The sequence below is a fragment of the Candidatus Palauibacter soopunensis genome (genome assembly GCF_947581735.1).
In the GTDB taxonomy this organism is placed as follows: domain Bacteria; phylum Gemmatimonadota; class Gemmatimonadetes; order Palauibacterales; family Palauibacteraceae; genus Palauibacter; species Palauibacter soopunensis.
Genome location: NZ_CANPVT010000006.1, coordinates 14,694 through 28,075, shown reverse-complemented (window position 1 = coordinate 28,075; position 13,382 = coordinate 14,694). Strand labels below are relative to the sequence as shown.

The following is a 13,382-nucleotide window of genomic DNA, read 5'->3' as shown; positions in this document are numbered from 1 at the left end:
GCCGGAAACATATCTCCCCGATTCGACCTGTGGGCAACCGTCGCGTTATCGTCCGACTCGTCAGGGTCGTCCGACAGTGCCGCGTCGTTTCCCCGGGGTGATTGACATGATTCGGCTTACCGCACCGTGCGCCGCCTTCCTGGTCACGAGCGCCGCCCTCGCGGCAGGCGCCTTCCACCTCCCGCTTTCCGGTCAGGAATACGACATCCTCATCCGGAACGGGCGCCTCATCGACGGCACGGGAAACCCATGGTTCGCGGCGGACGTCGCCATCGCCGGCGACCGGATCGTGCGGATCGGGAGGCTCGGAGACGCGACGGCGCGGCGGGTCGTGGACGCGGCCGGGATGTACGTATCGCCGGGCTTCATCGACCTGCACTCGCACGCCGACCGCGCCATGACCTCAGAATACCTGGAGGCCCGGCGGGCGAAGAGCCTGAACAGCCAGGGGCTCACGACGGTCATCGGCGGGCCGGACGGCCGCAACCAGACGTGGCCGCTCAGCGCGGAGATCGCGGCGCTCCGGGAGCTGGGACACGCGATGAACTTCGTCCCCATGGTCGGCCACAGCACGGTGCGCGCCGAAGTGATGGGCAACGACTACTGGCGTGCGGCGACGGAGGAAGAGATCGCCCGCATGCAGGCGCTCGTGCGCGAGGGGATGGAGGCGGGGGCGTGGGGGCTGGGAGCCGGCGTCGAGTACCGCCCCGCCCGCTACAGCACGCCAGAGGAGGTCATCGCCCTCGCCGAGGCCGTGGCCCCCTACGATGGCTTCTACGTCGCGCACCAGCGCAGCGAGGCGGCCATGCCGCTGTGGGAGCTGCCGAGCACGGTGACGGATTGGCCCGTGGACGGGAACCAGGGGCTGGCGGAGACCGTGAACGTCGCCCGCGAAACGGGGGTCCGCGTCGTGGCGAGCCACCACAAGGCGCGGGGCCGCTCCAGCTTCGGCCGCTCCGGGCAGGACACGCTGGTCGTGAACCGGGCGCGCGAGGAGGGGCTGGAAGTCTACCTCGACGTCTACCCCTACGAGACGTTCGGCGGGGGGGCGCGGCCCATGATCCCGCGCTGGAGCCTGGTGCACGACACCGTGGACACGAGCGGCGGGAGGGACAGCCCGGTGTACAGCCGCGAGGGGGTGTTCGACGATGCCCGGGCGCACCTGGAGCGCCGCTGGGCGGACCCGGAACTCCAGGCTCTCATCGCCCGCGACATCGAGTGGATCGTCGATCACAACGGGGGTCCGGACCGCGTCGTCGTGGTGAGCTATCCCGATTCGACCTGGGTGGGCCGGACGCTGGAGGAACTGGGCCGCCGGCTGGACGTCACGTACCAGGGCGTCGTCGTCCACATGGCGCTGAACGGCTACCCTGACGTCCTCGGCGGGGCCTTGACGCGCGGGTACGGGATTCACGACGCGGACGTCATCAACTACTATCGCCAGGACTATACGGCCACTGCCTCCGACGCGGCCGTGAGCGGGGTCGAGGGCGTGCCCGAGTTCGCCTCGCGGCCCGGCGCGCACCCCCGCCATTTCGGCGCCTTCACGCGCAAGATCGCCCGCTACGTGAAGGACCTGAAGGCGATCACGCTTCCGTTCGCGATCCGCTCGATGACGGGGCTGCCGGCGCGGATCATAGGGCTGGAGGACCGCGGCCTTCTGCGCGAGGGCTACCGGGCTGACCTCGTCGTGTTCGACCTCGAACGCCTCCGGGACCGCGCCACCGTCCTGGAGCCCGACCTGTTCAGCGAAGGCGTCGACTACGTGATGGTGAACGGCGTCTTCACGGTGGACGCCGGAGAGTTCACCGACGAACTCCCAGGCGAGGTCATCCTCCGGCCCTGATCCCGCGGCCCGCGGCCCGTGTCGCGTTCGCGGGTTTCCGGGCTATTGTTTCCGCCTGATTCGGCAACCGTCAGATCGGGAGAGCCTTATGCACACGAGATTCCACGCCCTGCTGCTTCTCGTTCCGGCCGCCGCCTGCACCATGGACGCTCCACCGCCGGAACCGGCGAGCGTCCAGAGCGCCAGCGACGTGACCGACGCCGTGCTCGAGGCGGCCCGGCCCGACGGCAACTGGCTCACCTACGGCGGCAACTACGCGGAAGACCGCTTCAGTACGCTGGAAGAGATCACGCGAGACAACGTCGACCAGCTCGGCCTCGCGTGGACGTACGACATCGAGCTGCGGGGCGGGGTCGAGGCGACGCCGCTCGTCGTGGGCGGCGTCATGTACATCAGTTCGCCGTGGAGCGTCGTGCACGCGATCGACACGCGGACCGGAGAGCGCCTGTGGCGCCACGACCCCGGTGTTCCGCGCATCCGCGGGCGGCTGGCCTGCTGCGGCGTGGTGAACCGGGGCGTCGCGCTCTACGAGGGCAAGGTGATCGTGGGCACGATCGACGGCCGCCTCATCGCGCTCGACGCGGAGACCGGCGAGGCCGTGTGGGAGGCGCTCACGATCGACCCGAACGAAGCCTACACGATCACCGGCGCGGTCCGCGTCGTGCAGGGGCTCGCGATCATTGGCAACGGAGGGGCCGAGTACGGCGTCCGGGGCTACGTGTCCGCGTACGATGCGGACGACGGCGAACTCGTGTGGCGCACTTACACAGTGCCGGGGAACCCGGCCGATGGGTTCGAATCCGAGGCCATGGAGATGGCGGCGGAGACGTGGAGCGGCGAGTGGTGGATCGCGGGGGGCGGTGGCACGGCGTGGGACTCGATCATCTACGACCCCGACCTCGATCTGCTGTACGTCGGGACGGGCAACGGTTCCCCCTGGTCGCGGAACCTCCGGAGCCCCGGAGGAGGCGACAACCTCTTCCTCGCCTCGATTCTCGCGCTGCGGCCGCAAACGGGCGAATACGTGTGGCACTTCCAGACGACGCCCGGCGACCACTGGGACTACACCGCGGTCCAGCCGATGACGCTCGCGGATCTCGAGTTCGACGGGCGGATGCGGCGCGTCATCATGCAGGCGCCGAAGAACGGCTTCTTCTACGTCCTCGACGCGGAGACAGGCGAGTTCCTCTCCGGCCAGGAATACATCGTGCAGAACTGGGCCGAGGGACTCGATCTCGAGACGGGCCGCCCGACGGACCGCCCCGAGGCCGTGCACGCCGAGGTGTGGACCCTCATTACGCCGGCCGCCCTCGGGGGCCACAACTGGCAGCCGCAGTCCTTTAATCCCGAGACCGGACTCATGTATCTCCCGATCCAGGAGGGGTGGGTCGAGCGCAGCGAGCCGCCGGACTGGGTGTACACGGACCTCGAGATCGAGGACCACAGCTTCGGGCCGCGGGTGAACAACGTCGGGCACCGGAGCCGCTACGGAGCGCGAGACGACGCGGGCTTCCTCGTCGCCTGGGATCCGAAGGCGCAGGAGGCCCGGTGGACGGTCCCCCTCCTCGGCTACTGGAACGGGGGGACGGTGACGACGACGACCGGGCTCGTCTTCCAGGGCGGCGGCGACGGCCGCTTCGTCGCCTACGACGCGGAGAACGGCGAGCAGTTGTGGGAGGTCGCGACCGGCCTCGGCATCCTCGGCGGTCCGGTTACGTACCTCGTCGACGGGCGCCAGCACGTGACGGTGGCGGCCGGCTGGGGCGGCTCGCGCGGCCGCAGCGGAGCGCCATACGGCGACGCCGCGAATTACGAGCAGCGGGGCCGGGTCTTCACCTTCGTGCTCGGCGGCACCGGGGAGATGCCGGAGCCGCGGCGGAAGCGGCCGGTCAGCGTACCCTCCGTCGCCGCCGATCTGCCCGCGGACGCGACTTCGCTCGAGCGCGGCGGCGAACTCTACGTGCAGTATTGCCGACACTGCCACGGGACAGGCGGCGGCTCGGAGGGCGCGATGCCGAACCTTCAGCGCGCGACGGACATTGTGCACCGCAACTTCGAGGATATCGTCCTGGGCGGTAGCCGGGAGCCCCAGGGGATGCCGTCCTACGAGGGACTCATCGACGCCGAGCAGCTACGACTGATCCAGGCCTACGTCGTTTCGCAGGCGCGCGAGACGCTCGCCGCCGAAGACGAGACGGCCGGCGGCGGCAACTGACGTCACGTACGAAACCGAAAACGAGAGGAATCGACTCATGAAGCGCTTCATCCTGGTCTCACTTCTTGCCACCGGAGGTTTCGCGGCCATGGCTTCCGATCTTTCAGCCCAGCGCGAGTACATCAATCCGCGGCACGCGAGCGAGGAAGGCGTCCTTCCGTTCAGCGGCGCCGTCTGGGTGGGCGACCTGCTCTTCGTTTCCGGATCGCTCGGCCTCGTCGATGGGCGTCCGCCGAACGACGCGGAGGAGGAGGCCCGGCTCGTCATGGAGGCGATCAAGAACACGGTGGAAGAGGCCGGGATCACGATGGACGACCTCGTCTCCGTGCAGGTGTTCTGCTCGGACGTCGATCTCTACGATGTCTTCAACAAGGTCTACCGGACGTATTTCACGGAGAACTTCCCGGCGCGCGCCTTCCTCGGCTCCGGGCCCCTCCTGTTCGGGGCGCGCTTCGAGGTGATGGCGATCGGCTCCCGCAACTGAGTCGGGGCAGCTGAGCCTGGGGCGGGATCTGGTCACCGAGGCGGGGCCCGTTCGAGGGCCCCGACCCGATCTCGCCGACGCGCTGGAGCGGGGGGAAATCATCTTCTTCCCCGCGTGTCCGGTGGAACTCCCGCCGGACGAGGATCTCGAGCGGTTGCGCGCGGAACTCCCGCGCCAGTTGCGCGCGAAGAACGTCAGCTACCACCCCGAGAGCAGGCGTCTTCGCGGAGTCACGGCACGCGGGGGGTTGCGGGACGCCGTTCTCGACACGCTCACCGCGCACGGCGCCAGGGTTCGCGCCTTCCTGCGGGAGTGCATGCCCGCGCTCACCGAGGGATGGACGGTGGGGACGACGAGCTTCCGCCCGATCCAGGAGCGTGGCCGCGGCCTCTCCGCGCACGCGAGCAACGAACTGATCCACTTCGATGCCGGCGCCTACGGGGCGACCGACGGAGATCGGATCCTCCGTTTCTTCGTCAACGTGAACCCCGAAGAGGACCGCATGTGGTGCACGAAGGGGACGTTCCCCGACGTGTTTTTCCGCTACGGGACCGAGGCGGGCGTGGCGGATTCCCGCTCGCTCGGAAGGGGCCCCGTGGACCGTCTCCGCGGGCGCCTGCTGCGGGCGGTCGCGAAGGCGGGGCTCGGTGAGGCGGTGCTCGCGGACTCGAGCCCGTACGACCGTCTCATGCGGCGCTTCCACAACTACATGAAGGACACGCCGTCCTTCCAGGAGCGGGACGAGTCATGGCGGGAGATCCGCTTCCCGCCCTTCTCCGCCTGGATGGTCCTCACCGACATGGTGAGCCACGCCAGCCTGTCAGGTCAGCACGCCCTCGTCGACACCTTCATCCTCCGCCTCGCCGCCTGCCGCCACCCGGAACTCGCCCCCATCAACATCCTGCGCGGTGGATCCCCTCCGGACGCCCGGGGCCCCAAGCTGCCGCGCGCCGGAGGCCGATGAACCGCGCCATCGCCGTCGACTGGTCCGGCGCGAAGTCTGGGGCGTCATCGAAGATCTGGCTCGCCGAGGTGCGGGACGGACGCCTGGCGCGCCTGGAGTCCGGGCGCGACCGCGGCGAACTGATCCGCCATCTGATCGACGATGCGGCGGTGGACTCCGATGTCGTGGTTGGCCTGGATTTCGGGTTCTCCTTCCCCCGCTGGTTCGCGGAACAATTGGGCGCGGGGTCGATCGAGATGCTCTGGGAGTTCGTCGCCGCCCGGGGAGAAGAATGGCTAAGCAACTGCCCGCACCCGTTTTGGGGAAGGCCGGGCAAGGGCAAGCCAAAGTTGCGTCAACATTTTCGGCGCACGGAACGGCACGTGTCCGGAGTGATGGGCTCGAATCCCAAAAGCGTGTTCCAGATCGGCGGCGGCGGTGCGGTGGGTACCGGTTCGATCCGAGGAATGCCCCACCTGGCGAAGCTCCGTGCGGCGGGCTTCTCGATCTGGCCGTTTCATGAAGCGCAGATGCCACTGGTGATCGAGATATATCCGCGACTGCTCACGGGTCCGGTGAACAAGTCCGACTTTGATGCGCGGGAGGCGTACCTGAATCAGGGATTTCCGGAAATGGAGGGGTCGCTCGCGTGCAAGGCCATGTCCTCCGAGGACGCCTTCGACGCTGCGGTCTCCGCCGTAGCCATGAGCCGACACCTGGGCAAGTCTTGGGCTCTCCAAGCTGCCCGGGACGCCACCGAACTCATGGAGGGAAGAATCTGGTGGGCTCAGGAGATCCGCGGGAGTGCCGCAGGTCCACCGCGCACCATGAATCGGCCGGCCGATTGCCCGTGAGTCCCCGCCACACGCTCATGATACCGAGGCGCACGCGAAGGCTCTGGTCAACCGGAGTGCCCACGACGGGCGGGGCATTGGAACTTGGTGCCGCCAGTCGTTTCGAGACTCATACTCTGTCTCTAAACGCCGCGCGCGCGTGGCGTATGCGTACCTTCACCGCCGCGGTCTCCGTTTTGTCCGCCCGGCTGAACAGCCCTTCGACTTCGTCCCGCAAGGCCGGGTTCCGCGCCGCCAGTAGCCCCAGGCCGTTGTACGCCCACGCTCGCACAAAAACGCGGTCGGACTCAATCAGCCGCAGTAGAGCGCGATGGAGCGCCCGTTCCTCACCGACGGGGAGATCGGCCGGTAAGTCCATGTGCGGCAGGGTCTGCAGCAGATGAAGGAGGGCATCAGACGCAAGGGGGCAATGCAGTAGCCGCAGCAACTCCACGGCGTCGCCGTCGCGCGGCGCCATATCCCGTTCGGCAAGGGACTTGAGCACCCATGTCGCGCCCACCTGGAGAACCGTCTCGTCGGAGGCGGCCAGCTCGAGGAGGCGGTCGACGGCTCCCTCGGGCGCGTCTCGCACTGCTTCCGCCACCGCGCGGAACGGCGCGACGCGCTTCCCGTCGTAGCTGCGCAACATGGCGACGATATCCATGGCGGATAGTTACCGTCCCGGGATGAAACTTCGCAATTGCAATGGCGACGCTGGCCATCGCGCCGTTGACCCCGCCTGATGCCGCGCACCTCACCGCCTCACCAGCCCACTGCGTAGGCCACGCGGCGGGGGTCGGCGCCCGCCATGAGGGCCCCGGTCGCGGCATCGAGAGTGATGCCCTGTATGCTGCCGAAGGCGTATCCGGGGGCGAGTTCCACGGTGTATCCCAATCCCCCCAGCGTCCGGACGACGTCCGTGGGCAGTCGATCCTCCAGGCGGAAGCGGATCTCGGCTCCGGGCAGGTAGAAGTTCGGCTCGCCGCTCAGGGTGAAGCGGGGCGCCGCGATCGCCTGCTGGATCGGCATCCCGAAGTCGAGGAGGTTCACCAGCACCTGGAACTGGGTCTGGCCGATCGTCTCGCCGCCCGGCGTCCCCAGAGCCGCATGGAATCGACCCTCCCGGAGCACGATGATGGGGGAGTTGTTGAGGATCGGAATCTGCCCGCCCCGGACGTAGTTCACGTGGTCGGGATAGGGCGATGTCGAACCGATGCGGGACCCGTTGTTGAAGGTCAGGCCGGTGTTGCCGACCACCACTCCCGTGCCGAAGGCGCCGCCGTGTGTGGGCGTGGCCGCGACGACGTTGCCGAAGCGGTCGGCGATGGAGAAACTGGTCGTGCTCCCCGCGTGTGTCTGTTCCGCCAGATGGCCTCGTCGAGGTGTGAGCGCTGCTTCTCCCGTCGCCTCTCCGGCAGCGCGCACGCCCGGCTGGAATTCGTCGACCCGCACTGGACTTCCGGCGCCCGGGTACGCCATCAGCCGGGACGGGTCGATGAGCGATCGGCGGGCCGCCGCGTACTCTTTCGACAGCAACTCGTCGGCGGGCACGTCGACCAGGGCGGGATCGGCCGCGTAGGCGGACGGCTAAAGGCCAGAATCAAGGCAGGAGATCACGTAAGTCTAACTGGGACTGCACGATCTGCCCCTCCTGTCGGTGTACTGGATCTTGCTGGACCGTGCCGCGAAAGCGGGAAAACCGGACGTGAATGGCGGGAGCCGGACAGTTGATTGCGACAACGCCATGAGGTCATCGCGCTGCTCCTTGAAAGCGGCTCGGCGCTGGCGCGATCCGCTTGATGGTAGCCCAACCCCTTTTGGCCACTCTCGGGCTTGAGGGGTGCGGCGAATCGCTACTGCGGCGATCCATCCTCCTCTTCTGGCGGCGGCGGCTTGCTACCCTTGCTTGAGATGCCTCGGCTCGCGAACCAATACGTGATGACGCCCGTCGCGACCGGCAAGACTGTCATGTAGATGTCCTTGGCAGCCTGCATCTTTTCCGCGTCTAACTCGTCGATCCATAACGCCGCGACAAGGACGGCACTCCCCAAGAAAACCCAGTACGCAGCGGCTTTGGTTACCCATACACGAACACGGCTCTTGCGCTCTTCAATTGAGATCGAGGAACCCCAACGCACCCAAGGCCGCTTCTCCTTGAGTTTGGGAGCTCCCTGATCCTCGTTCGGCTCCGGCACACCCTGCTCTGTCTTCGGCTCCGGCACTCTTCTTCTCCCTCTTCGGATTTGGTTGACGGGCCAGATCGCGTACCTCACGCTCCAGCCCGTCATTACAGGACTGGACAACACCACTACACCAGGATTCGCGTACCCTTCCCACCGTGTACGCTCGGTTCCGCACACCATTGATCGCGAAGAAGCCGAAGCGACTCCTCGATCCCCTCCGGTAGGCCCAAGAGGCGCACGAGCACGGCTTGGTCGAGATCCGCCCGGACCGGATCCCGATACGCCTCGTTGGCCGGCAGAAGCGGACGGTTGCGGAACTCAGCGAAGAGTTCCTGTGCCTTCTGGATCTGGCCCTCGCCGAGTTGGCGGGGGTCGAGGACCGGCAATTCCGGCAGGCGGCTCAACGTCATCGACGCTCGCCCTTGATGCTGTCTAGACCCCTTCCACCAGAAGGACATGAGCCCGAGGGTTGTGTTAGCCCAAAGAACGACGGGCGTTTCCCACTCCGCACGATCCAGCAAGAAACTGGGCCACGCCCTGCCCCCTATCGCCGGTTGCGGTGTCAGGCATGCCGACAAGCTCTGAGAGTTGATCTGGAAATCCAGACTGAAGTGAAGCCGACTAGCGGCTGCACCCCACCGATCCAAGGCGAGTTCCTCACAGCCCTCGCGAACGCGACCCGCGCGATCCGGCTGGACCACCAAGAAGCGCTCGCTTTCCGCCTGATGAGCCCACAGCGCCGGGTAGGTGGGCGGCTTCTCCGCGTCGGAGAGATGCACGATGTCCCATGGCCCGCGCGGAGAACCCTGAGAGCCCCACCCGGAAAGGTCACGGTGGATAGGGCCTCTTCGTCCAAGGTCCGACAGTAGCGCCATGGGTATGCGGCAAACCTCTCGCTGGCGCGGGAGTTGCAACATTCCAGTCGAGAGAGCTAGCAGAGAAGTGGCAAGGTCAGGGTTTCGGATTCCGGCCGCCCCGGTCGACGACAGTTTGTCACGCACGTAGCTGCCAGCCACGGAACTATCTCCCACCAGCAACCAACCAGCTCTTCCCCCATCCCGTAGGGTTTCGCGAATCGCACGCGCCACGTCAGTAGCTTCCAAGAGGCTCCTCGGACGCCGCTTCAGGTTCGCGAAAAGGGTGGAACATCCCGCCGAGTCCTCATCCGTTCTCTTCTTCGCTACTAGGAGCACCTCGGCCATTCCGGTGTCGGCGGAAAACGCTCGGTCCGTGTTGCCAGATGCCGCGATCGTCACGACCACGATGTCCTCGTATTCCGTTTCGATCAGTGCCCGTGCCGCCTCCCAAGACCCCCCTTGCGCGAACGATGCGGGCAGCACCAGAGCGATCAGTCCACCCGGTCGGGTCTTCGCGTGCGCGAGGTCCACGAAGTGCGAGGCCAGCCCTGCGTTGCCATTGCCGACACGGGATCCCATGTAGCGACCGATCTCGTTCAACCGCTTCGACATCTCCCGTTGTTCGGCTTGGCTCGTGTCAAAACCGGCGAACGACGGGACGGGCACTGTGGTGGACTCGTGGTTGGTAGGGCGAGTGAACGGCGGATTCATGATGGCCAAGTCCAGGCATTCCGGTGGGATCTCCACGCGAGCGTCAACGTTCCCCTCGTCCTCCCTGTCCCCGCGTGCCTGCCGTTGCCCCGTTCCAAAGAGCGCCATTGACGCATGGCCCTCGTCCAAGAGGTCGAGCGACCCGATGGCGATTGGGAGTTCCTGCTCCTGAGGCTGTCGGCCGTAGGGCATGGTGTACACGCACGTTCGCTCGAACGTGATCCCCGGGTGAGTCCCGGAGAGATTCGAGGCTGTCAGGTGTGTCGCTGCGGGCATGATGTCGGCAGCCACCAAGCCGCGTTCCATCATCCGAGCGTGCAGTCTCGCGTCATCACCACCGGAATGTCGGTGGCGGGCAAGCACGCCTTGGTAGGCTGCCAGCAACAGAGTCCCCGTCCCACACGCGAGGTCACCGATCCTGAGCCTCTGGACGGCGGATGCGTCTCCCCAGTCCACATCGAGATCCGGCACCGAAAGTTCGGCCAGCAGCGCGGCCGAATTGGGCAGCGTGTAGAACGTGGCGAGAAACTTGCGATCCACGATCAGCCGTTGAAACATCCGCCCGGAGAGGTCATTGAGGCTGGTTGCCCCGATCCTTGCAAGCTCGTGGGCGACATCGGCGAGCCGGTCCATGATGGTCAAGGCCGGGGCGTCACGAATGGTCAGCAGGAGATCGATCGCGATCTTGAAGATCGGCCAGTAGTTGATCCTAAGGATGTCCCGCCAGCACTGGAGAAGCCGTGGCCGAAGGATGCTTCCGGACGCCCCGCGCAAGCTGTCCAGATGGGGGATGCCATGCATGCCCGCCAGTGTCGTGTGAAAGGTCATCGCATTCGCGATGATCGCCATCGCCATGCGCGATGTCTGCTCGCTGTCTTCTTGGTGGAGCAGCCGAGCGGTCGCTTCCAACCCCGTCCGAGAGGTCTCGGCCGCATCGGCGCGTAGGATGTGGGCAGCCTGCCGCACACCCTGCTCCAGAATCGTGAGACCTTCCGCGACCAGACGTTCCGAAAGGGACACCTCTTCAATCGCACGAGCGAGGTCGTCGATCCCGCCGCCGAGCCAACCCCGGTCGGGCCACCGGAGGGAGTGGCCGCCATGGCCAGAGAGGACACACCATTCAACTCGCGTCGCCTCGACTGCGGCCGGGAGGTCGCTGGCGCGCCGGAGCGCCGCGTCCAAGCGAACCGCGACGACCTGTTCGATTTCGTAACCGGAGTCCTTGGTCAGCTTGCCCAACCGAGCGCGGGCATCCTCCTCGACGGTGGAGGCTGGCGCGAACTCCGTCTCCAAGATGATGGGTGGGGCACCGCCGAGTTGAACGAGAACATCGGGTCGCAGTCCCCGGTGCCCGAAGACATCAGTTTGTTCGGCGGTCACGCGCCATCGTGGATGCCTACGGTTCAGAGCACCGGCCAAGACGGCGTTCACCAACGGTTCCGTGTGTCGGGCCATGCGCCACTCTCATCTAAAGCGGGGACAGGATACCCAATCTAACGACGGGCTTCCGCCGGGCGAGGACTCCCCCCAAGAAACACCGGAGAACCCGCGCTTCTTGTTCGGTGTCCGCGCCTCACTGCATGGCGGCGTCGCGCTGCGATGCCGACATCAGGCTCATCGCTCGAACCCACCGCCGCCACGCTCGGGGCCTCGGGGCCGGGGCGGTGGCGGTACAACAATGCGGGTGATGGTCCGACCGCGCTCCCTCTCCCGTGTCTGTTCGCGCTCCCTCTCCCTCATGGTCGCGCGCACCGACCATGCGCGCCGCTCCGCCTCCACCAGCCTGTTTCGGTAGAACTTGCCCCAACCGCGCTCGATCTCACGGGCGCGCTCGCCGTGTGCCTTGCCCAACTCGGCCCGCTCGTCCCTGTGATACCCGTCGAGATCCTCGCGCCAGCCCTCGACCAGATCTTTCCGGCCCCGGATCGCCCCGGCCAGTTCCCTGAGCGAACGATCGAGCCGCCAGATCCGGAGCCGACCGAGCATGGTGCGGCTCTCTCGGTCGAGCCGCTGCCGCATCTCCTCCTGCCGCTTGTGCAGTTCGGCCCATTCCTTCCGCGCCCGGGCCTCAAGGTGCTGGAAGCTGTACTCGCGCCCGTCCGCGACCGTCTCCCAAGCCTCCGCCTCGCCATGCCGCCATGCCTCCAAGTCGACCTGATCCTCGCGGCGCGGCTTCCTGGCTCGCCGCGCCCGCCCGGGCTGCATCCCCTCGCGCCGGACGCGCGCCCAATGGCGCGGTCGTTCCGACGGGTCGCGAACCACCTCCCGGCCCGCCCGCCTCCGCTCGTTGTTCTCGACCCGCCTCTCGCACCGGATCCGGCCCTGCTCCCGCTCGTAGCCCTCGGCCCAGCGCGACAGCCGGAGCTTGCTGTCATCCAGCGTCGCCGCCTTTCCGGTCTCCGGATCGACCCGGTTGGCGATCACGTGGACATGCGGGTGTGTGGTGTCCTCGTGCGCGACGATCAGCGCCTCGTGGCCCTCCAGCCCCAGCACCTCCAAGCTCTCGTCCACCGCCTGGCTCATCTCCCCCTTGTCGGGCGTCTCGTCCTCAGCCCAGCTGAGCGAGTAGTGCAGGACCGGCTTCGCCAGCTTGCGCCCCGTCCGCGCAACGCCCGCCAGCCGCTTGAGGTCGGGGGCCGCCCTCGCGGTCGCGGCCATCAGCCGCGCGGCCCGCTCCGGCCGGAACGTCGCGAGGTTCCGGGTGTCGGCCCACCCGACCCGCTCCGATGTCCTCGGACGGCGGTCGTCCGGCTCCGGTGCATCGTGGAGGCAGTACGCCGCGACCCCGGCGAACGAGCGGCCCAGTCCGTTGATCTTCGGGATCATCGGTCCAGCGCCTCCCCGCTCAGGAGACCGGCCGCAAGCTCGCCCACCCGCTCGACTGCCTCCAGCGTCCCGGAAGGAGCGGAGGCCCCGGAGTTCAAGGCGCGGGCAATCTGGTTTAGATTGACGCCGATCCGGTGGAGTTCGACCCGCTCGGCCGCGCCGAGACGGAGAACGACAGCCTCGCGGACCGGCTGCCCCAGCGCCCTGCGGCGCATGTAGCCGCCCGTCGTCATGCGGGCCGCTCCGGCCCGCTCGGCGATCTCCGCGGCCTCGGCGGTGGTGACGCGCACGCCGATCGTGCGGCTCCTGCGTTCGGCCTCGGGCTTCCGGGGACGGGCCATGTCGGGCGGCCTCCTCTGGTGGCGCGCGAAAGTGTCGTTGGGGGGTCTGGGGGGCATCCCCCAGCCAGAGTTTTTGTGAAACAAAATAACATCTGGCTCCTCCACAAACCGCAGAGACCAGCGCCCCCGTGGCGCGCCCGCCC

At 67.4% G+C, this 13,382-nt stretch carries 10 protein-coding genes and 1 pseudogene; 5 read left to right on the top strand and 6 right to left on the bottom strand.

The window, feature by feature from the left end; all coding sequences use genetic code 11:
* Nucleotides 1-106: 106 nt before the first annotated feature.
* The 5 genes from RN901_RS03190 (at nucleotide 107) to RN901_RS03170 (ending at nucleotide 6,342) form a co-directional block, all read left to right on the top strand.
* A complete protein-coding gene (locus RN901_RS03190; protein WP_310755862.1) occupies nucleotides 107-1,846 on the top strand; it encodes an amidohydrolase family protein in 1,740 nt (579 codons plus the stop codon).
* Nucleotides 1,847-1,934: 88 nt separating this feature from the next.
* Nucleotides 1,935-4,061, top strand: a complete 2,127-nt coding sequence (locus RN901_RS03185; RefSeq protein WP_310755860.1) for a PQQ-dependent dehydrogenase, methanol/ethanol family — start codon at nucleotides 1,935-1,937, stop codon at nucleotides 4,059-4,061.
* Between the two features lie 37 nt (nucleotides 4,062-4,098).
* Nucleotides 4,099-4,545 carry a RidA family protein gene (locus tag RN901_RS03180; protein WP_310755858.1) on the top strand — a complete coding sequence of 149 codons (447 nt, stop codon included), beginning with the start codon at nucleotides 4,099-4,101 and terminating at the stop codon, nucleotides 4,543-4,545.
* A 10-nt stretch (nucleotides 4,546-4,555) separates the two neighbouring features.
* On the top strand, nucleotides 4,556-5,509 hold the full coding sequence (locus RN901_RS03175) for a Kdo hydroxylase family protein (RefSeq protein WP_310755892.1): 954 nt from the start codon (nucleotides 4,556-4,558) through the stop codon (nucleotides 5,507-5,509).
* Nucleotides 5,506-6,342 carry a DUF429 domain-containing protein gene (locus RN901_RS03170; RefSeq protein ID WP_310755856.1) on the top strand — a complete coding sequence of 279 codons (837 nt, stop codon included), beginning with the start codon at nucleotides 5,506-5,508 and terminating at the stop codon, nucleotides 6,340-6,342. Before RN901_RS03175 ends, RN901_RS03170 begins: the two co-directional genes overlap by 4 nt.
* Nucleotides 6,343-6,451: 109 nt before the next feature.
* Here the strand turns inward: RN901_RS03170 and RN901_RS03165 are convergent, their stop codons facing one another.
* The 6 genes and pseudogenes from RN901_RS03165 to mobC all read right to left on the bottom strand — a co-directional run bounded on the left by RN901_RS03165 (nucleotide 6,452) and on the right by mobC (nucleotide 13,239).
* Nucleotides 6,452-6,985, bottom strand: a complete 534-nt coding sequence (locus tag RN901_RS03165; RefSeq protein ID WP_310755854.1) for a hypothetical protein — start codon at nucleotides 6,983-6,985, stop codon at nucleotides 6,452-6,454.
* 98 nt (nucleotides 6,986-7,083) lie between these two features.
* Nucleotides 7,084-7,890: pseudogene (locus RN901_RS03160) on the bottom strand (gamma-glutamyltransferase); the annotation flags it as partial.
* A 284-nt stretch (nucleotides 7,891-8,174) separates the two neighbouring features.
* Nucleotides 8,175-8,543: a hypothetical protein gene (locus RN901_RS03155; protein ID WP_310755852.1), complete on the bottom strand. Its 369-nt coding sequence runs from the start codon at nucleotides 8,541-8,543 to the stop codon at nucleotides 8,175-8,177.
* Between the two features lie 86 nt (nucleotides 8,544-8,629).
* Nucleotides 8,630-11,452, bottom strand: a complete 2,823-nt coding sequence (locus tag RN901_RS03150) for a hypothetical protein (RefSeq protein ID WP_310755850.1) — start codon at nucleotides 11,450-11,452, stop codon at nucleotides 8,630-8,632.
* A 234-nt stretch (nucleotides 11,453-11,686) separates the two neighbouring features.
* Complete coding sequence (locus tag RN901_RS03145) at nucleotides 11,687-12,898, bottom strand: relaxase/mobilization nuclease domain-containing protein (protein WP_310755848.1); 1,212 nt, start codon at nucleotides 12,896-12,898, stop codon at nucleotides 11,687-11,689.
* A complete protein-coding gene (gene mobC / locus RN901_RS03140; RefSeq protein WP_310755846.1) occupies nucleotides 12,895-13,239 on the bottom strand; it encodes a plasmid mobilization relaxosome protein MobC in 345 nt (114 codons plus the stop codon). The genes RN901_RS03145 and mobC overlap by 4 nt, the downstream gene beginning before the upstream one ends.
* Nucleotides 13,240-13,382: the final 143 nt, after the last annotated feature.